The sequence below is a fragment of the Deinococcus grandis genome, assembly GCF_001485435.1.
Taxonomy (GTDB): Bacteria; Deinococcota; Deinococci; order Deinococcales; family Deinococcaceae; genus Deinococcus; species Deinococcus grandis.
This window is the reverse complement of the sequence record NZ_BCMS01000001.1, coordinates 918,971-936,740: the sequence shown is the minus strand read 5'-3', so window position 1 is coordinate 936,740 and position 17,770 is coordinate 918,971. Positions and strand designations below refer to the sequence as shown.

Genomic DNA, 17,770 nt, shown 5'->3' with positions numbered 1-17,770 from the left:
CAATGTATCAGAGGGGTGCGGTTCTGGCAAGGGGGGGGCGGCGTAGGCCGTGCGGCGGAGGCTGCCCGGGTGGGGGGCGGGTAGAGTGGCGGGCATGTTCCGTCGCCGCCCTCCTCTGCCCCCGTTCCCGCCGGGTGGGGTGCTGGTGGGTGGTGCGGCGCGTGACTGGTTGCGTGGGGTGGCGGCGAAGGATTTCGACTGGATGGTGCCGGACCCGGCGGGCGCGGCGCGGGGGCTGGCGGGAGCGCTGGGTGGGTCGGCGTTCGAGCTGGACGCGGCGCGGGGGTACTGGCGGGTGTCGGCGGCGGGTGGGGTGCAGCATGATCTGGTGCCGCGCCCGGCGGACCTGGAGGAGGACCTGCGGCGGCGGGATTTCACGGTGAATGCGCTGGGGGTGCTGCCGGGTGGGCGGGTGCTGGACGTGGTGGGCGGGCAGGCGGACCTGCGTGCGCGGCGGCTGCGGATGGTGTCGCGGGAGAATCTGCGCGCGGATCCGCTGCGGGCGTGGCGGGCGGCGCGGTTCGAGCTGACGCTGGGGTTCCGGCTGGAGGCCGGGACGGAGGCGGCGGTGCGGGAGGTCGCGTCGGATCTGGCGGGGGACCGCCTGCCGCTGCCCGCGTGGGAGCGGGTGCGGGATGAGGGGCACGCGCTGCTGCGATCAACGGACGCGGCGCGGGGTGTGGAGCGGCTGGAGGAGCTGGGCCTGCTGGCCCTGACCGTGCCGGAGCTGCGAGAGGGACGGGGCGTGACGCAGGGCGGCTTTCATCACCTGGACGTGTTCGCGCATGGCGTGGAGGCGCTGCATCAGCTGATCGGGCGCTTCCCGGACGCCCCAGTGCCGCTGCGCTGGGCGGCGCTGCTGCACGACGTGGGCAAACCCCGCACGCTGGCGCGTGACGAGCTGACCGGGCGGGCGTCGTTCCACGGGCATGACAGGGTGGGGGCGGCCATCACGGCGCAGGTGCTGACGCGCCTGAAACTCCCGGGTGAGGACGTGCGGCACGCCTCGGCGCTGGTCGGGGCGCACATGGTCCCGCTGCCCGCCACCGAGCGGGAGGCGCGGCGCTTCGTGCACCGCCGCCGCGCGCTGCTGCCGGATCTGCTGGCGGTGATGCTGGCCGACCGGGAGGCGGCGCGCGGCCCGATGAGCAGTGAGGCGTCCCGCCGGGCGTACGCGCGCGGTATCGAGCGGGTCCTGGCGGCGCTGGAGGAACAGCCCAGCGCCCCGCCTCCGCTGCTGCGCGGCGAGGAGATCATGGCCCTGCTGGGCGTGCCGCCGGGCCCCCGGGTGGGCGAGGCGACCCGCGCGCTGGCCGAGGCGACGGCCCTGGGCGAGGTCACGACGCCCGACGAGGCCCGCGCGTTCCTGCGCGCCTGGAACGCCCCGAACTAGCCGGGTCCAGGGGCCGTCAGCATTCCGACAGGCCGGGGGGGCTATCCTGGCCCGGTCATGAACGCGCTTCACCCCGACCACACCCTCGATCCCCGTCCCGTCACGCCGCAGTGGGTGACGGACGCGGTGTTCTACCAGATCTTCCCCGACCGCTTCGCCCGTTCGGGTCGCGTGCGGGGCCTGAACCTGCAGGAGTGGGGGGACACGCCGCACTTCAACCGCTACATGGGCGGTGACCTGTGGGGCGTGGCGGCGAAACTGGACTACATCCAGAGCCTGGGCGTGAACGCCATCTACTTCTGCCCGGTGTTCCAGTCGGCCAGCAACCACCGCTACCACACGCACGACTACTACCAGGTGGACCCCATGCTGGGCGGCAACGAGGCCCTGCGCCACCTGATCGACGAGGCGCACGCGCGCGGCATGCGCGTGGTGCTGGACGGCGTGTTTAACCACGCCAGCCGGGGGTTCTTCCAGTTCAACGATCTGCTGGAGCAGGGCGAGGCGAGCGCGTACCGCGACTGGTTCCACGTGGACGGCTGGCCGCTGCACCCGTACGACGACGCGCGGCCCGCGAACTACGCGGCGTGGTGGGGCAACCGCGCGCTGCCGAAGTTCAACACGGACAACCGCGCGGTGCGGGCGTTCCTGTGGGACGTCGCCGAGCACTGGATCCGGTTCGGGGTGGACGGCTGGCGGCTGGACGTCCCGAACGAGATCGACGACGATTCGTTCTGGCAGGAGTTCCGGCGGCGCGTGAAGGCCATCAACCCGGACGCGTACATCGTCGGGGAGATCTGGGGGGACGCGCACCGCTGGCTGCAGGGCGACCAGTTCGACGCGGTCATGAACTACCACTTCACGCGGCCCTGCCTGGCGTTCTTCGGGGCGCACACGCTCGATCACCCCATGAACGAGCGCAGCGGCACGGGGCGCGTGGACGCGATGGACGCCGCGGCGTTCGTGCAGCGCATGACCGAGGTGACGCGCATGTACCACCCGGACGTGGTGCGCGTGCAGCTGAACCTGCTCGACTCGCACGACACGGCGCGCTTCCTGACCGCCGTGGGCGGGGATCACTCGGCGTTCCGGCTGGCGACGGTGTTCCAGATGACGTACGTGGGCACGCCCTGCATCTACTACGGCGACGAGGTCGGCCTGCCCGGCGGCCCGGACCCCGACTGCCGCCGCGCGTTCCCCTGGGACGAGGGCGCCTGGAATCAGGAGACCCTGGCCCTGACCCGCAAACTGACGGCGGCCCGTCACGCCACTCCGGCGCTGCAGCGCGGGGACTTCCACGTGACGCACGCGCAGGGCGAGCAGCTCGTGTACGCCCGCCGTCACGCGAGCGGCGCGGCGTTCGTGGGCCTGAACGCGGGCCGCGAGGACGCCCACCTGCCCTTCACGGGCGTCACGCCCGGCGACTACCGCGACGTCATCACGGGCCGCACCGTGCACCTGACCGGCGACACGCCCCTCAGCGTGCCCGCGCGCGGCGCGATGGTGCTGGTGCCGCTGGGGTTGTAGGTTGTCGGCTGTGGGTTGTAGGGCATGCATCCGGTGTTCCCACAACCCACTGCCCACTTCCCACACCCTTTACAGCAGGATCACGTCCACGTCGTCTCCGGGCTGCACGGGCTGTCCTTCGGGGACGATGACCAGGGCGCCCGCGTCGCTCAGCGAGCGCAGGATGCCGCTGCCCTGCTGGCCGTAGTCGCGGACCTGCCCGCCGTCGATCACGCCGCGCCAGAACGCGGTCTTGTCGGGCAGGGCGCGGAAGGGCGTGGCGGCGCGCAGGCGCAGCGTCTGGGGGGGCTGGCCGGTCAGGGCGGGCCGCACGATCACGTGGAACACCACGAGGCTGCTGACCGGGTTGCCGGGCAGGCCGAACACGGGGAGGCCGTTCCAGCCGCCCAGGATGGCGGGGCCGCCGGGGCGCATGCGGACCTTCCAGAAGCTCACGCGGCCCTGTTCGACCAGCAGGTCCCGCATGAAGTCGTACTTGCCCATGCTGACGCCGCCGCTGGTCAGGAGGACGTCCGCGCCGCCCGCCGCGTCGATGGCCGCCTGGAGCGCCTGCGGGCTGTCGGGCGCGTGGCCGAGCGGGAGGACCTCGCACCCGGCTTCGAGCAGCATGGCGTGCAGGCCGACGCTGTTGCTGTCGTACACCTGCCCGGCGGTCAGGGGCTGGCCGGGCGGGACGACCTCGTCCCCGGTGGAGAGCAGCGCGACCCGCAGGCGGCGCTGCACGCTCAGCCGCGCGTGCCCGAGGGCCGCCGCCAGCGCCAGCCGGGGGGCCGTGAGGAGCTGCCCGGCGTGCAGGACGACCTCGCCCGTGCGGAAGTCGCCGCCTTCAACGCGGACGTCGGCGGGACTTGCAGGGCGGCGCAGGAGCACCCCGTCCGGGCCGTCGTCGCTCAGCTGTTCGACCGGGCAGATGGCGTCCGCGCCCGCCGGGAGGGGCGCGCCGGTGTAGATCCGCACGCACTCGCCCGCCCCGACCGTGCCGCCGAACGCGGCCCCGGCGCGGCTCTCGCCGATCACGCGCAGGCGTGCCGGGGCGTCCGGGGAGGCGCCCAGCGTGTCGGCCTCGCGGGCGGCGATGCCGTCCAGGGCGCTCTCGGTGGCGCTGGGGTGGCTGACCAGCGCGGGCACGTCCGCGGCCAGGGTGCGGCCGTACGCCTGCGCGAGGGGCACCGTCTCGGCCGTCCGGGCGGGCAGCAGGGTGCTCAGGTGGGTGCGGGCGTCGTCCACGCTGACGTGCATGGGGAAGGTCGGGGCGGTCATGAAGGCAGGATAGGCGCGCGGCGCACGCGGCGCAGCCCCGGCCCGTCTAGCCTGAAGGGATCATGGTGGGTTGGAGGCGGGCCCTGTGGGCGATTCTGGGTGGCGCGGCGCTGTTCGCGCTGGGACTGCTCGGCATCTGGCTGGCCGGGTGGTGGCCGGGTCGGGATGCGGCCCGGCCACCCGCGCCGCGCGTGGAGGCACCGCTCGCGCCGCCCGGGGCGTCCGCACCGGAGGTCCCGGCCGCCCCTGAGGTTCAGGAGCCGTCCGTGCCCACGGACCTCGCCGGGGCCCGGCAGGAGCCTCTGGGCACAGTGCCCACCGCCCCGACCGCAGAGGAGCAGACGCCAGGTGAGCAGACGCCAGAGGAACGGACGCCGCCCGCCTCCGCCCAGTCGGCGCCGGACACGCCGGAACCGCTGCTCGCTCCACCAGTGTCGGCCTCACCAGAGGCGGCCCCACCGGAGTCGGCCCGACCGGAGTTGGCGGGTGCCCGGACCTCTCCCCTGCTGGCGGGCCTGAACCGGGTGCGGGCCCGCGCCGGACTTCAGACCGTGACGGCCGAGGCGGCGTGGCAGGCGGGCTGCGCGGGGCACGCGCGGTACCTCGTGCGGGAGGACCGCGCCGAGCACCGTCAGGACCCCGCCAGTCCGTTCCGGTCCGCGGCGGGCGAGGCGTGCGCGCCCGGCCATTACTTCGTGTCCAGCCGCGCGGAGTCCGGGCCCGAGCGGGCATTGACGTACTGGTTGGGGGGCGCGTTTCACCTGCCGCAGCTGATCGATCCGCGCCTGACGCGCGTGGCGGCGGGCGTGGCGCACGACGCCGCCGGGGCCTTCCAGTCGGCGGTGGTACTGGATGTCCGGCGCGGCCTGACAGGGACGGGGCGCTACCCGGTGCGGTACCCGGGGCCGGGGCAGGCGGCGCCCAGCCTGCGGGCCGCGACGGGCGAGTGGCCGGACGCGCTGGCCGGGTGCCCGGCGGTGGCGGCGCGCGGCGCTCCGGTCGCGCTGCTGCTCGGCCCGGACCGGGCGGGTGAGGTGAGCGGCGTGACGCTGCGCGTGAACGGGCAGGCGGTGGGCGCGTGTCTCCTCACGGCGTCCACCTTCACGGGGGCGAACGAGGCCGAGACGCGCGTGGGCCGAGCCGTCCTGGCCGCGCAGGGAGCGGCGCTGGCCCTGCCGGACGCGCCGCTGCCGACCGGGGCGGACGTGCAGGTCAGTTTCGACACGCCGCGCGGGCCGGTGGCGTGGGCGTTCCGCACGCAACCGTGACCGTCAGGAGACCGCGACCTGCGGGTGCCGGGGTACACTCCTGAGTGGCGAGCACGCCTCTCGCGCCCACCTGATCTCGGTGGGGCCGCGAAACGGAGACCCCATGAACATCACCCAGGACAAGGTTGTCGAACTCGACTACACACTCACCGTGAACGGTGAGGTCATCGACCAGAGCGAACCCGGCGAGCCGCTGGTGTACCTGCAGGGCCACAGCAACATCATTCCCGGACTGGAGCGCGCCCTGGAAGGCAAGGCCGTCGGGGACGAGCTGCAGGTGACCGTGCAGCCCGAGGACGGCTACGGCGAGCGGGACGAGGAGAACGTCGAGGAACTGTCCCGCGAGGACTTCGAGGACGACATCGAGGTCGGCGCGACGTACTACGCGCAGGCCGAGGACGGCAGCGTCATCCCCTTCACCGTGATGGACGTCAGCGGCGACACCGTCAAGGTGGATTTCAACCCGCCCCTGGCCGGGATGGTCCTGAACTTCGACGTGAAGGTCCTGAACGTCCGTGACGCCACGCCCGAGGAACTCGACCACGGGCACGCGCACAGCGACGGCGACCACGACCACGAGTAAACCCTGAACCAGAGCGGCGCCGCCCCCGGCATGGATGGGCGGCGCCGCTGCGTTTCAGCTACTCCTGATCGTCGTAGAGGTGCAGGAGCATGGCCTCCGGGTCCCCGCCCGGGTGGTGGTGCCGGGCGACCAGCCGCGCGACGCGGGGTCGCGCGCCCGCGTGTGCCAGCAGCCGCGCGCCGAGTTCCGGGTGGTGCGCGCGGATGCCGACTGCCCCGACGGGCGGCAGCACGCGGGACAGCCGGTTGGGAATCAACCCGACCAGCACGCGTTCCCACAGGGAGTAGGGGCGCAGGCTCTTGCCGCAGTCGTGCAGCAGTGCGGCGGCGATCAGTTCGGGGTCGGCGTGCGGGTGGTCGCGCAGCAGGTGCCGGGTGACGCGGCAGGCGTGCTCGCGGTCGCGGGGGTCCATGGCGCGGTACACGACCTGCTCGGCGGGGGTGAGCAGGTGCTCGGCCCAGGGGTCGTCGGGGTGGGCGTCCTCGGCGTTCACGCTGCGCAGCAGGCGGCGGGCCTTGGCTGCGTACCCGTTGGCCTTGCGGCGGAGTCGGGCGAGGAGGGAACGGCGCGGCATGCGCTGAGCATAGTACGGATGCGGGCGCCCCCGGTTTTAGAGAACTCTGGTCAACGGAGCGGGACGCCCCGGGAGATCCCAGAGCGTCCCGGCGGGGCGACGATCAGTCGGCGGCGGTCTCGGTTTCGAGTTCCAGGGCGGCCAGGGCGCGTTCGGCGCTCATGGCGGCGCGGGTCCCGGCGCCGACGCTGGTGCCCAGCTGGCGGTAGATGTAGTCGCTGACGTCCCCGGCGGCGAACAGCATCGGTACGCTGGTGTAGATCTCGTCGGTGACGTCCACGTACCCGTCGGGGCGCAGCTTGACGGTGTCCTTGACGAATTCGGTGTTGGGGGTGTGGCCGATGAAGATGAACACGCCGTCGGTGCTCATGTCGGTCTCCTCGCCGGTCTTGAGGTTCTTCAGGCGGACGCCGGTGACGGTGTCCTCGCCCTTGATTTCCTCGACGGCGGTGTCCCAGATGAATTTCATCTTGGGGTTCGCGAACGCGCGGGCCTGGGCGACCTTGTTGGCGCGCAGGGTATCGCGGCGGTGGATCAGGGTGACCTCGTCGGCGAACTTGGTCAGGAACAGGCCTTCCTCGACGGCGGCGTCCCCGCCGCCCACCACGACGACCTTCTTGCCGCGGTAGAAGAAGCCGTCGCAGGTGGCGCAGGTGCTGACGCCCTTGCCCCAGAAGTGCTCCTCGCCGGGCACGTACAGGCGTTTGGGGTTCGCGCCGGTGGCGAGGATCACGGCCTTGGCGCGGTACGTGCCGCTGTACCCGGTGACGGTGAAGGGGTAGGCGTGTTCGCGGTCGTCGTCGGTGCGGGTGATGCTCTGGACCTCGTCCATCTCGATGATGCCGCCGAACTTCTCGGCCTGCTGCTGCATGCGGCTGGCGAGTTCCATGCCGCTGATGGGTTCGGGGAAGCCGGGGTAGTTCTCGACTTCCTCGGTCTGGGCGATCTGCCCGCCGGGGAGGCCCTTTTCGAGGATCAGGGTGCTGAGGCTGGCGCGGCCGGTGTAGATCGCGGCGGTGAGGCCGGCGGGGCCGCCGCCGACGATGACCACGTCGTAGTTCTGGGTGTTGCCCGTCATGGTTGAAGGGTACCACCGGGCACGATTGGGGATGGTCAGCCACGCACAGTTTATTTTTTAAAGCATCACCCGGATGGGCTGGCGGCCCGGGCAGGAGCGCAGGCGTCCACCCACCCCCCCATCCACAGGCCGCCGGACCGCTCCGCTCACAGCGGTTGCCAGTTCCGCCCAGGGGCCAGGAGCACGCCCCTCAACGCCACGGTCAACCGCTGTCCTGCCCAGGTGCCCGCTCCGCTCGATTCAGAGGTCCTGGGACACCCCTTCAAGACCTCCGAATGCTGCTGTCAGCGCGCGTCCACGGCGAACTCCGCGCCGGACTGCAGGCTCAGCAGGCGCGCCACGTTCACGGGGAACACCGCCGTACGCCCCGCCACACCCAGTTCCACGCCGCGCGCCGCGCCGGACACCAGCCGCACCTGCGCGCCCGGCAGGTCCGCCAGTGCGGCCAGCGGCACGAACGCCACCCGGTCGAACAGCCGCACCGTCACCGGGAGGTTCTGCGCCTGCACCCGCAGCGTCGCGGTCCGCACCGTCACGTTCCGAACGGTCAGGCCCAGCGCTCCGGCCACCTCGGTCAGCGGCAGGAACAGCTGCCCGTCCGCGACGCGCGCCTGCTGCCCCGCCGCCGCCGCGAACTGCTCCGGCGTCAAGGCGGGTTGGGCAGGCTGGGTGGGTTGCGCAGGCTGGGTGGGTTGGGTCGGCTGGGCGGGCTGGGTAGGTTGCGTCGGCGTCGTGGGCTGCGCTGGTCGGGTCGGCTGGGCCGGTTGGGTCGGCTGCGCGGGCTGGGTGGGTTGCGCTGGCTGAGTGGGTTGGGCCGGCTGGGTGGGCTGCGGGGGCCGAGCGGGCTGCGCCGGGGCTGTCGCGACCGGCGTGGCCGGCTTCAGGGCCGCCACGACCGCGCTGGCCGCCGCGCGGCGCGCCTGCGTCTGCGCCTGCAGCTCGATGGGCGTGGGCACGCGCCCCACCGGGTTCGGCGCGCCGTGGAAGGTCGTCCATGGCCCCACCGCCAGTGGCCGCTGCTTCTGCACGATGTTCAGGCCGCCGCCGTCCGTCACGAAGTACAGGCTCCCCTGATCGCTGACGCTGATCCCCGTGTCGATCTTCTTGCCGGTCTTGATCTGCCACAGTGCCTGCCCGGCCTTCCCGATGGCGTGCACGGTGCCGCTCAGGTCCGGGACGATCACGGACCCGTCACTGAGTTCCACGGCGCTGCCCGCCACCCCGGCACCGGCGCGGTACGTCCATTCGGTCTCGCCGCTGGTGTTCACGGCGTACACATTGCCGTCGTAACTGCCCACCACGACCAGCCCGCCGCTCGTGATGATCGGGCTGGCGTTCACGAACAGCCCGGTCAGGACCGTCCACTTCGGCTGGCCGTCCGGCCCGACCGCGTGGATGCGGCGGTCGCTGCTGCCGAAGTACACGCTGCCGTCCGGCCCGACGGCCGGGGAGCTGAACACCAGCGAACCCGCCGTGTACGCCCACTTCAGCTGCCCGCCCGGCGTCAGGGCGTGCATGCGGTTGTTCTGCGCGCCGAAGTACACCGTGCCGTCCGGGCCGATCGCGGGGCTGCTGAACACGGGCGCGCCGACCTTGTACGTCCACAGGGTCTTCCCGGCGGGACTGAGCGCGTGAATGGTGCCGCCCGCCGTGGCGACGATCACGCTGCCGTCGATGCGCAGCGCGGGCGTGGCGAAGATGTCCCCGTCCAGCTTCAGTTTCCACAGCAGCTTCCCGGCGGGGTCCAGGGCGTACACGGTGTCGTCGTAGGACGCGGCGATGGTTACGCCCTGCGGAGTCACGACCGGGTACGCGCGGCCGATGTCGCCCACCGGGAACACCCAGCGCGAGCTGCCGGTGGCGTCGGTGCGGTGGATCTTGGCGTCCGAGCCGACGAACGTGAGCTCACCGTTCCCGGAGACCGTCACGCCGGAAATGACGCGCAGTTCCTTGAAGACGTCCACCTTCGGCGCGATGAACTGAGGGGCGGGTGAAGGCGTGGATTGCGCTCTGGCAGCGGAAAAACCGGCCAGAGTCATCAGAAGGACAGCGGGGAAAACGGAGGTTGTTCTCATGTTGGATTGGGCTCCTTTACACACTCTTTACGGTGCTGTTCGCGGCGTGGACGAGCCCCAGGGTAGAGCCTAAGATGCGAACTGTTATGAAGAAGATTCTCATGCTGACCGCGTTCGCGCTGACCGGCCTCGCCGCCGCGCAGGACACCACCACGACCACCACCGAGACGACCACGACCACGACGACCGTCGCGGAACCCGTGAACGCCCCGGCCATGATGAGCGCAGGCGACAACTTCGCCAAGGCGCAGGAGTACGCCGTGCAGGCCGACGTGGCCTACCCCGTGCCCTTCTACGACCGCACGCTGTGGAAGGCCGCCGTGGACCACGCCTACTACGCCGCCAGCATGGAAGCCGGCAACCGCGACTACAACGCGTACCTGGCGCAGCTTTACACCAAGACCCAGTGGTGGATCAACGCGTACAACGCCTGGACCCGCCTGGGCGACCTGAACGACCAGGAGAAGCAGTGGGCGTCCCTGAGCGCCGCCAAGCTCGCCTACCTCGCGCTGCAGCGCGGCGACCAGACCATGGCCCGCATGTACGTCGAGAAGGGCATGGCCTGGGCCGACAGCGCCAGCCTCCAGGCCATCATGAAGCGCCTGCAGTAAGTCACCCAGCACAGCATGAGAGCGGGAGGCCCAGCGTGGCCTCCCCTTTCATTGCTGTGCGAGTCATACAGGATCACATTGACCTGCTTGCACCGTGATCGTGTTCCGTTGTCCACTGTCCCCCTATGGGACACGTAGAGCTGCGCAGCAGAGAGAGCGGGAGGCGCGAAGCGACGGAAGGGTGAGGGGACCACCGGGCGACTCCGAATGATGTGGAATCACTCGAATCCCCCATCATTGCTGTGCGGGGCGGGCAGCGGCGCGCGGGCAGCCGGAACCGCAGCAGGAGGCGGGACGCCGCATATCTCCCACGGCGTCCCGCCTCCTGCACGCCGCGCCCTTACTTCAGGGTGCGCAGCGTCTCACGCATGATCTCCAGACCCGTCGCGGCCTCCTCGCGGGTCAGGATCAGCGGCGGGGAAATGCGGATCACGGCCTCACCGCAGTCGAGGTTCAGCAGGCCACGCTCGAACATCGCCATGCTCGCCCGGTCCCGCAGCGCCCCGTCCGGGCTGCCGTCCGGCTTCACGAACTCCAGACCGATGAACAACCCGCGCCCGCGCACGTCACCCAGGAACGGGAATTCCGCCTGCATGCCCTTCAGCTCGGCCATGATGAACTCGCCCACCTGCGCGGCGTTGTCCATGAGGTTTGCGCCACAACCCGGGTGCTGCACCTTGCCTTCCAGCAGGTCCAGCGTCGAGTGCGCCGCCGCCGCCGCCACCGGGTTCCCGCCGTACGTGCTGCCGTGCGACCCGACCGGCCACGTCATGACGCTCTCCTTGGCCAGCAGCGCACCCAGCGGCATGCCCGACGCGATGCCCTTCGCGGACGTGATGATGTCCGGCTGGCAGTCCATCCCGTTATTGCCGAAATGCTGGAAGCTGAACATCTTCCCGGTGCGGCCCATCCCGGCCTGCACCTCGTCGAAGATCAGCATGATCCCGTACTTGTCGCACAGCGCCCGCAGGCCCGGCAGGAAGTCCGCCGGGGGCACGATGTACCCACCCTCGCCCTGCATGGGCTCCACGATGATCGCCGCGACCTCATCGGCGGGCAGGATGCCCACGAACAGGCTCTCGATGTGCTCCAGCACCGCCTGACCGCACGTCTCGGCCGTGCTGCCCAGCGGCGGACGGAACGGATTCGGGTACGGCACGTGCGACACGGCAGGCAGCAGCGGACCGAAGCCACGCTTGTACTTCGTCTTGCTGCCCGTCAGCGTGATCGCGCCGTACGTGCGCCCGTGGAAGCTGCCCATCGTCGAGATGATGTGCTGCCGCCCCGTGTGGTTGCGCGCCAGCTTCACGGCCGCCTCGACCGCCTCGGCGCCGCTGTTGCTGAAGAACACGCGCCACTTCTCGGTGCTGCCATCAGGAAGGGGTTTCTCCACGTGCTTCACCAGCCGCTCGGCGAGGCTGGTCGTGATCTCCTGCGGATAATCCGTCAGGCACACGTGCGTGAACTTCGTGATCTGCTCCTGCACCGCCTGCACCACATGCGGATGCGCGTGCCCGGTCGTGCTCACCGCGATCCCCGCGAAGAAATCCAGCATGGTGTTGCCGTCCACGTCCGTCAGCCACACGCCCTCACCGTGATCCGGCACGAACGGATACGGACGCATGTAGGACGTCGAGAGGTGCTGGCTGTCGCGCTCCATGATCGAAGCGGTCTTCGGGCCGGGCAGGGAGGTCTTCAGTTCAGGTTGACGGGGTTTCGGAAGGGTGGTCATGTTCACTCCTGTCTTGGTTGGGAAATCGAGAGGTCGAAAAGTCGAAGAGTCTGAGCGTCTAAGGGATAGGGTTCAGGCGTTTGATCAGGGTCATGAGTTTGGCCGAGAGGGTGTGTGCATCCTGCCTGAGGGTACGGGCCGCCTCTGCATCGAGGAAACCCAACTGCTCTGCAATCTGCGCACCTGCCACCACTTCAAAGAGAGATCCACGCGCGATCATCAGGTACCGCACCAACTCCCGGTCGCCGCCGCGCCCCCGACCCTCTGCGATGTTCAGTGAGATGGACACGGCAGCGCGGCGCATCTGATTGGTCAGACCGAACCTCTCCGTATCTGGAAACGTGGTGGTTGCCCGGTAGACCTGCGTGGCGTAGGCCACCGAGAGGTGATAGACGTCCAGCTGCTCGAACGGAAAGTAGGAGTCCACGCCTTCACCTTAGACACTTCGACCCTCAGACCCTTGGACGCTGCTCAGTCGCCGCTGACGGGTTGCGGGGTCTGGGTCATGCCGTCGGGGGCGGTGTCGGTGGCCTGCGCGCCGATGCCGTGGGCGGCCCATTTGTCTTCGCGGCTGTTGAGGCGGTGCTGGGTAGCGCCAGGGCGGTGGCGGGATTCGGCGAATTCCTTGGGTTCAATGGAAATGCGCTCGCCTTCCATGAGGCCGAAGATGCCGCTCTGGCCGGGTTCCTTGCGTTGCCAGTCGGTGGGGACGAGCATGTCGGGGCCGGTGTAGTCGGTGGGTTCGCTGTACGCGGCGATGTAGCCTTCGAAGTTGCGCAGGATGAGCTTCTCGGGGCTGTGCGAGAGGACGTAGTTGGGGGCGACGGGGATCTTGCCGCCGCCGCCGGGGGCGTCCACGACGTAGGTGGGGACCGAGTAGCCGCTGGTGTGGCCGCGGAGGCTTTCCATGATTTCCAGGCCCTTGCTGACGGTGGTGCGCAGGTGCCCGGCGCCGTGGACGAGGTCGCACTGGTAGATGTAGTAGGGGCGGACGCGGATCTTGACGAGTTCGCGCACGAGTTTCTGCATGATGACGGGGTGGTCGTTCACGCCGCGCAGCAGCACGCTCTGGTTGCCCAGGGGCACGCCGGCGCGGGTGAGGCGGTCGCAGGCGTCGGCGACTTCCGGGGTGATTTCCTTGGGGTGGTTGACGTGGATGTTCATCCACACCGGGTGGTTTTCACTGAGGACGTCGCAGAGTTCCTGCGTGACGCGCATGGGCATGAACACGGGGACGCGGGTGCCGATGCGGATGATCTCGATGTGCTCGATCTTGCGCAGTTCGGACAGCAGGCGGCCCAGGACTTTCGGCGCGAGGGTCAGGGGGTCACCACCGCTGAGCAGCACGTCGCGGACCTGGGGGGTGTTGCGCAGGTAGTTCAGCTGCTGCTCGTACTCGGCGGGGTTGAAGGTCTCGGTGGGGTCGCCCACGATGCGGCTGCGGGTGCAGTAACGGCAGTAGCTGGCGCACTGGGTGGTGACGAGCATCAGCACGCGGTCCGGGTAGCGGTGCACGAGACCGGGGACGGGGCTGTGCTTGTCCTCCGCCAGGGAGTCTTCCATCATGCTCGTGAACGGCTGGAGTTCTTCCTCGGTGGGAATCACTTGGCGCCTGACGGGGCAGGTGGGGTCGTCGCGGTCCATGAGGCTGGCGAAGTAAGGGGTGATGTCCAGGCGGAAGATGCCCTCCGCGCTGGCGCCCTTGCGCTCGCTGTCGGTCAGGGTGAGGACTTCCTCGAGTTCGGCGACGCTGTTGATGCGGTTTTTCAGCTGCCATTTCCAGTCGTACCACTGCTCGTCGGGCACATCGGCCCATTTATCGGCGCGGTGGTTGCGGGGCAGCATCATCTGGCTGCGAAGGGTGGCCTGCGGGTGAATCGGCATGGGAGAACCTCCGGTGGTGCGGCGTGAACGGGTGAAACTCGAATTGAGTGCGCCTTTATTGTCCGCGCTGGGCGGGCCGGATTGGAATGCGCGTCGCCTGTCAGGTGCGCGGGGGTCGCCGCACACCAGCCTCGCAAACGCCACCCCCCACCTTCCAAATGCTAAGGTGGTGCGGATGAGACAGTCCGGCGGCCACCTCGACCCCCTCGACCACCGCATCCTGCAGGAACTCCAGACGGACTCCCGCCTGAGCATGCGAGAACTCGGCCGCCGCGTCGGCCTGAGCGCCCCCGCCGTCACCGAACGCGTCCGCCGCCTCGAAGACGCCGGCGTGATCCTCGGCTACGGCATCCGCGTCGCCAGCAAACCGCTCGGGCGCACCATCACCGCGTTCATCGGCGTGCAGGACAGTGGCCGCAACGACCCCACCCTGGTCCGCTGGGCCACCAGGCACGACGGCGTGCTGGAATGCCACAGCGTCACCGGGGACAACTCCTGCATCCTGAAAGTCGCCGTGCCCGACGTCGGCGCACTGGAGAACATGCTGACCGAACTGATCAACATGGGCTTCACCTGCGACACCAGCATCGTCCTCAGCACGCCCCTGGAAGGCAAACTGCTCCTCCCCCCCAGGTGATGACAGGGCGACTGAACCCGGCAGGCGACTTCTCGTTCACGCATCTGCTTGATCACATCCGCTCGCTCGGGTTGACCCCGAATCCCCCAGCGACACTCGAGAGCGTGGAGCGCCTGGAACAGACGCTCGGCCTTGAGCTGCCCGCCCCTGTACGCGACCTGTACCTGACCCTGGATGGGCTGGACGGCCCACAGCGGGAGGTGATGTGGTGTCGCCTGCTCGACCTCAGTGACATTGCACCGGCCCTGAACGACCTGAACGCGCCGCTGCACGAACTGGCCCCGAGTCTGGTGAACTACGGCATTCCCCTGTTCAACGACGGCGGGGACAACTACCTCGTATTCACGCTGCTGCCGGAGTGTCCGGGCCGACTGGTGTACTCCACGGCTGGCGACGATTTCTCACCGGAGGTCATGTTCCGCAATCTTCACGAGCCGTTTTTCGCTCACTGGCATGGAGGGGAGCTGATCCTGCCACAGGGGTACACCGCGCAGCCTGAACCGACGACGGCTGATGCTCTGGCCCGGCAGGCCTGCCTCCAGCGGGCCCAGCACGCGACGGAGTATGAGGCCCACTTCTTCCAGAGCCTCGCTGCTGGCCTCACGCCGTCCCGGTAAGCTGCTGTCATGTGGCCTGAGCTGCGGGAGCTGTTCGTGCGGGACCTGGGGAAGCTGATCGCGGCACTGGAGGCGTACCCGGACGACGCGGCCGTGTGGCGGGTGCGGGGGGACATCGTGAATCCGGCGGGGACGCTGGCGCTGCACCTGATCGGGAACCTGTCGCAGTTCGTCGGCGCGGATCTGGGCGGCGCGGCGTTCGTTCGGGACCGGGCGTCGGAGTTCGCGCGGCGGGACGTGCCCCGCGCGGATCTGATCGCGGGGCTGCGGGAGGTGTCGGCGCGGGTGGTCTCGGCCCTGGACGGTCTGGACGCGGCGCGGCTGGACGAGGTTGAGTGCACGGCAGTTGCCGGGTTTCCCGGACGGCATGACGGTCCGGTACTTCCTGATTCACCTGTACGGGCACCTGAACTGGCACCTGGGGCAGGTGGCCTACCACCGGCGGATGCTCTGACCAGGGCTGGATCGGGTAGACTGCGGGGCTGATGTCCGACGCTGCTTCCCCCTCCTCCACTGTTCCGCCCCAGGCCACGGGCATCACCCTGGTCGTCACCGAACGCGTCCGCCTGTCGAAACTCGACGCCTACGAGGCGTGGGCGCGGCGCCTGCATGCCCTCCAGGCGACCCAGCCGGGCTTCCTGGGCCTGCACGTCCTGCGGGACGCGGGCGGCCCGGTCGCGGAGTACGTGACGCTGGTGCGGTTCGCGTCCCCGCAGGCCCTCGCCGCGTGGCGCGCCACGCCTGCGTACCGTTCGGCGCTGGCGGAACTGGACGAGTTCACCGCCGACGAGGTCGAGTACCGCGAGGCGCAGGGCCTGGAGGCGTGGTTCGACCGCCCGGCGCGCCTGCCCGCCCCGCCGCTGTGGAAGAACGTGATCGTGGGCATCGTGGGTGTGTACCCGCTGATCATGCTGTTCGCCATGCTGCTGCGGCCCTTCACCGGGGAGTGGCCCGCGTGGGCGGCCACGCTGGCGACCGCGTCGCTGTCCACGCTGTTCCTGAACTGGCCGGTGCTGCCGTGGCTGTCGCGCCTGCTGCGCCCCTGGCTGTACCCCACCCGGCGCGGGTGAGCAGGACAGCGAGGCGGCCCCGGTGTGCATCCGGGGCCGCCTCCCTTGCGTGCGGGTGTCACGTCCAGGTGCCGCTGACCTCACGGACGTGCAGGGTGGGGCCGTCCGCCGCGACGATCACGACCCGCGCCCCCTGTGGGGTGTCGGGGCCGGTGGCACGCCACTCGCTGTCCCCCACCCGCACGCGGCCGATGCCGTTCACGATGGGCGTGACGACCGTGACGGTCTGCCCCACCAGCCGGTGCGCGCCCCGGTTCACGCGGCCCGCCTCGGGCGAGTCCGGCAGGACGCGCGTCACGTAACGGCGGCCCAGCGTGACCGCCGCGACGCTCAGCGCGGCGAACAGCAGCAATTGCACGGCGACCGGCAGGACCGGCAGGACAAACACCAGCAGGCCCAGCGCGAACGCCGCGAGGGCCAGCCACACGAAGAAGATGCCGGGCGCAGCGACTTCCAGGATCAGCAGCAGCGCACCCAGCACCCACCAGTGCCAGGACTGCACGCGTTCCAGGGTGGGCAGCCAGTCCACGGTCAGCCCTTGCGTCCGAAGGCGTCGCGGGCGATCTCCGCGACGCCCTGCAGGCTGCCCAGGATGCTGGTCGCCTCCAGCGGCAGGATCAGGGTCTTCTGGTTGGGCGCGCTGGCGATGTCCTTCAGGGCGTCCACGTAGCGCTGCGCGACGAAGTAGTTGATGGCCTGCACGTTCCCGGCGGCAATCGCGTCACTGACCAGCCGGGTCGCCTCGGCTTCGGCCTGCGCGGCGCGTTCGCGGGCCTCGGCCTCCAGGAACGCCGCCTGACGGCGCCCCTCGGCGGAGAGGATCTCGGCCTGCTTCTCGCCCTCGGCCTTCAGGATCGCGGCCTGCCGGAATCCCTCGGCGTCGAGGATGTTGGCGCGTTTCTCGCGTTCGGCCTTCATCTGGCGGGCCATGCTGGCGACCAGATCGGCCGGCGGCTTGATGTCCTTGACCTCGATGCGGGTGGCCTTCACGCCCCACGGCTCGGTGGCCTCGTCCACGACGGTCAGCAGGCGGGCGTTGATCTGGTCGCGGTTGGACAGCAGTTCGTCCAGGTCCATGCTGCCCATCACGGTGCGGATGTTCGTCATGGTGAGGTTCAGGATCGCCTGGTTCAGGTTGCTGACCTCGTAGCTGGCCTTGGCGGCGTCGAGCACCTGGTAGAACACCACGCCGTCCACGGTGACCAGGGCGTTGTCCTTGGTGATGACTTCCTGGCTGGGCACGTCGAGCACCTGTTCCATCATGTTCACGCGGCGCCCGATGCGGTCGATGTACGGAATGATGATGTTCAGCCCTGGCTTGAGCGTCCGCTGGAACTTCCCGAAGCGTTCCTGCGTCCACTCGCTGCCCTGCGGGACGCTCTTGACCCCGGCGAACAGGGTGATGATCACCAGCAGCAGCAGGACGATCACGAAAATGGTGAATCCCATGAAATTGCCTCC

Annotated in this window: 18 protein-coding genes; 9 read left to right on the top strand and 9 right to left on the bottom strand. The window is 70.0% G+C overall.

What is annotated here, in order from left to right:
• Window positions 1-94: 94 nt before the first annotated feature.
• A complete protein-coding gene (locus tag DEIGR_RS04725) occupies window positions 95-1,393 on the top strand; it encodes an HD domain-containing protein (RefSeq protein ID WP_058975707.1) in 1,299 nt (432 codons plus the stop codon).
• Window positions 1,394-1,450: 57 nt separating this feature from the next.
• A complete protein-coding gene (locus tag DEIGR_RS04720) occupies window positions 1,451-2,920 on the top strand; it encodes a glycoside hydrolase family 13 protein (protein WP_058975705.1) in 1,470 nt (489 codons plus the stop codon).
• Between the two features lie 69 nt (window positions 2,921-2,989).
• Here DEIGR_RS04720 and DEIGR_RS04715 read toward each other — a convergent pair whose 3' ends face one another.
• On the bottom strand, window positions 2,990-4,180 hold the full coding sequence (locus DEIGR_RS04715; RefSeq protein WP_058975703.1) for a molybdopterin molybdotransferase MoeA: 1,191 nt from the start codon (window positions 4,178-4,180) through the stop codon (window positions 2,990-2,992).
• 62 nt (window positions 4,181-4,242) lie between these two features.
• On the opposite strand from DEIGR_RS04715, the gene DEIGR_RS19575 reads away from it, so the two are divergent.
• Entirely contained in the window at window positions 4,243-5,448 is a 1,206-nt protein-coding gene (locus tag DEIGR_RS19575) for a CAP domain-containing protein (protein WP_083523928.1), read from the top strand.
• A gap of 103 nt (window positions 5,449-5,551) precedes the next feature.
• Entirely contained in the window at window positions 5,552-6,031 is a 480-nt protein-coding gene (locus DEIGR_RS04705) for an FKBP-type peptidyl-prolyl cis-trans isomerase (RefSeq protein WP_046843066.1), read from the top strand.
• 58 nt (window positions 6,032-6,089) lie between these two features.
• Here DEIGR_RS04705 and DEIGR_RS04700 read toward each other — a convergent pair whose 3' ends face one another.
• The 3 genes from DEIGR_RS04700 to DEIGR_RS04690 all read right to left on the bottom strand — a co-directional run bounded on the left by DEIGR_RS04700 (window position 6,090) and on the right by DEIGR_RS04690 (window position 9,647).
• A complete protein-coding gene (locus DEIGR_RS04700) occupies window positions 6,090-6,605 on the bottom strand; it encodes an HD domain-containing protein (protein ID WP_058975699.1) in 516 nt (171 codons plus the stop codon).
• A 103-nt stretch (window positions 6,606-6,708) separates the two neighbouring features.
• A complete protein-coding gene (gene trxB, locus DEIGR_RS04695) occupies window positions 6,709-7,683 on the bottom strand; it encodes a thioredoxin-disulfide reductase (RefSeq protein WP_058975698.1) in 975 nt (324 codons plus the stop codon).
• A 284-nt stretch (window positions 7,684-7,967) separates the two neighbouring features.
• The gene (locus DEIGR_RS04690; protein ID WP_236704654.1) at window positions 7,968-9,647 is read right to left on the bottom strand and encodes an outer membrane protein assembly factor BamB family protein; all 1,680 of its coding nucleotides are present in this window, start codon (window positions 9,645-9,647) and stop codon (window positions 7,968-7,970) included.
• 197 nt (window positions 9,648-9,844) lie between these two features.
• On the opposite strand from DEIGR_RS04690, the gene DEIGR_RS04685 reads away from it, so the two are divergent.
• On the top strand, window positions 9,845-10,369 hold the full coding sequence (locus DEIGR_RS04685; RefSeq protein ID WP_229782050.1) for a hypothetical protein: 525 nt from the start codon (window positions 9,845-9,847) through the stop codon (window positions 10,367-10,369).
• Between the two features lie 340 nt (window positions 10,370-10,709).
• On the opposite strand, the gene DEIGR_RS04680 is transcribed toward DEIGR_RS04685, so the two are convergent.
• Genes DEIGR_RS04680 through kamA form a run of 3 tightly spaced genes read right to left on the bottom strand, consistent with a single transcriptional unit; the run spans window position 10,710 to window position 13,985 of the window.
• Window positions 10,710-12,101, bottom strand: coding sequence for an acetyl ornithine aminotransferase family protein (locus tag DEIGR_RS04680; protein ID WP_058978534.1), 1,392 nt, complete (start codon window positions 12,099-12,101; stop codon window positions 10,710-10,712).
• A gap of 58 nt (window positions 12,102-12,159) precedes the next feature.
• Entirely contained in the window at window positions 12,160-12,528 is a 369-nt protein-coding gene (locus tag DEIGR_RS04675; protein WP_058975689.1) for a four helix bundle protein, read from the bottom strand.
• 44 nt (window positions 12,529-12,572) lie between these two features.
• On the bottom strand, window positions 12,573-13,985 hold the full coding sequence (gene kamA / locus DEIGR_RS04670) for a lysine 2,3-aminomutase (RefSeq protein ID WP_058975687.1): 1,413 nt from the start codon (window positions 13,983-13,985) through the stop codon (window positions 12,573-12,575).
• A gap of 175 nt (window positions 13,986-14,160) precedes the next feature.
• Between kamA and DEIGR_RS04665 the strand changes: the two genes are divergently transcribed.
• The 4 genes from DEIGR_RS04665 to DEIGR_RS04650 are packed head-to-tail and all read left to right on the top strand — an operon-like array spanning window position 14,161 to window position 16,309.
• Window positions 14,161-14,622: an Lrp/AsnC family transcriptional regulator gene (locus DEIGR_RS04665; RefSeq protein ID WP_058975685.1), complete on the top strand. Its 462-nt coding sequence runs from the start codon at window positions 14,161-14,163 to the stop codon at window positions 14,620-14,622.
• On the top strand, window positions 14,622-15,239 hold the full coding sequence (locus DEIGR_RS04660; protein WP_153013633.1) for an SMI1/KNR4 family protein: 618 nt from the start codon (window positions 14,622-14,624) through the stop codon (window positions 15,237-15,239). The genes DEIGR_RS04665 and DEIGR_RS04660 overlap by 1 nt, the downstream gene beginning before the upstream one ends.
• Window positions 15,240-15,248: 9 nt before the next feature.
• Window positions 15,249-15,725, top strand: coding sequence for a DinB family protein (locus DEIGR_RS04655; protein ID WP_083523927.1), 477 nt, complete (start codon window positions 15,249-15,251; stop codon window positions 15,723-15,725).
• Window positions 15,725-16,309 carry an antibiotic biosynthesis monooxygenase gene (locus tag DEIGR_RS04650; RefSeq protein WP_058975681.1) on the top strand — a complete coding sequence of 195 codons (585 nt, stop codon included), beginning with the start codon at window positions 15,725-15,727 and terminating at the stop codon, window positions 16,307-16,309. Before DEIGR_RS04655 ends, DEIGR_RS04650 begins: the two co-directional genes overlap by 1 nt.
• A gap of 58 nt (window positions 16,310-16,367) precedes the next feature.
• Here the strand turns inward: DEIGR_RS04650 and DEIGR_RS04645 are convergent, their stop codons facing one another.
• Both DEIGR_RS04645 and DEIGR_RS04640 read right to left on the bottom strand, forming a co-directional pair.
• The gene (locus DEIGR_RS04645; protein ID WP_058975679.1) at window positions 16,368-16,838 is read right to left on the bottom strand and encodes an NfeD family protein; all 471 of its coding nucleotides are present in this window, start codon (window positions 16,836-16,838) and stop codon (window positions 16,368-16,370) included.
• A gap of 2 nt (window positions 16,839-16,840) precedes the next feature.
• The gene (locus DEIGR_RS04640) at window positions 16,841-17,758 is read right to left on the bottom strand and encodes an SPFH domain-containing protein (RefSeq protein WP_058975677.1); all 918 of its coding nucleotides are present in this window, start codon (window positions 17,756-17,758) and stop codon (window positions 16,841-16,843) included.
• Between the last annotated feature and the right edge of the window lie 12 nt (window positions 17,759-17,770).

What these genes read in the sequence shown, in the direction of transcription:
- DEIGR_RS04720 (WP_058975705.1), top strand. Translation starts at nt 1,451, where the DNA reads ATGAACGCGCTTCACCCCGACCACACCCTCGATCCCCGTCCCGTCACG.
- DEIGR_RS04665 (WP_058975685.1), top strand. Translation starts at nt 14,161, where the DNA reads ATGAGACAGTCCGGCGGCCACCTCGACCCCCTCGACCACCGCATCCTG.
- DEIGR_RS04705 (WP_046843066.1), top strand. Translation starts at nt 5,552, where the DNA reads ATGAACATCACCCAGGACAAGGTTGTCGAACTCGACTACACACTCACC.
- DEIGR_RS04680 (WP_058978534.1), bottom strand. Translation starts at nt 12,101, where the DNA reads ATGACCACCCTTCCGAAACCCCGTCAACCTGAACTGAAGACCTCCCTG.
- DEIGR_RS04725 (WP_058975707.1), top strand. Translation starts at nt 95, where the DNA reads ATGTTCCGTCGCCGCCCTCCTCTGCCCCCGTTCCCGCCGGGTGGGGTG.
- DEIGR_RS04640 (WP_058975677.1), bottom strand. Translation starts at nt 17,758, where the DNA reads ATGGGATTCACCATTTTCGTGATCGTCCTGCTGCTGCTGGTGATCATC.
- trxB (WP_058975698.1), bottom strand. Translation starts at nt 7,683, where the DNA reads ATGACGGGCAACACCCAGAACTACGACGTGGTCATCGTCGGCGGCGGC.
- DEIGR_RS04685 (WP_229782050.1), top strand. Translation starts at nt 9,845, where the DNA reads ATGAAGAAGATTCTCATGCTGACCGCGTTCGCGCTGACCGGCCTCGCC.
- DEIGR_RS04660 (WP_153013633.1), top strand. Translation starts at nt 14,622, where the DNA reads ATGACAGGGCGACTGAACCCGGCAGGCGACTTCTCGTTCACGCATCTG.
- kamA (WP_058975687.1), bottom strand. Translation starts at nt 13,985, where the DNA reads ATGCCGATTCACCCGCAGGCCACCCTTCGCAGCCAGATGATGCTGCCC.
- DEIGR_RS04700 (WP_058975699.1), bottom strand. Translation starts at nt 6,605, where the DNA reads ATGCCGCGCCGTTCCCTCCTCGCCCGACTCCGCCGCAAGGCCAACGGG.
- DEIGR_RS19575 (WP_083523928.1), top strand. Translation starts at nt 4,243, where the DNA reads ATGGTGGGTTGGAGGCGGGCCCTGTGGGCGATTCTGGGTGGCGCGGCG.
- DEIGR_RS04715 (WP_058975703.1), bottom strand. Translation starts at nt 4,180, where the DNA reads ATGACCGCCCCGACCTTCCCCATGCACGTCAGCGTGGACGACGCCCGC.
- DEIGR_RS04650 (WP_058975681.1), top strand. Translation starts at nt 15,725, where the DNA reads ATGTCCGACGCTGCTTCCCCCTCCTCCACTGTTCCGCCCCAGGCCACG.
- DEIGR_RS04655 (WP_083523927.1), top strand. Translation starts at nt 15,249, where the DNA reads ATGTGGCCTGAGCTGCGGGAGCTGTTCGTGCGGGACCTGGGGAAGCTG.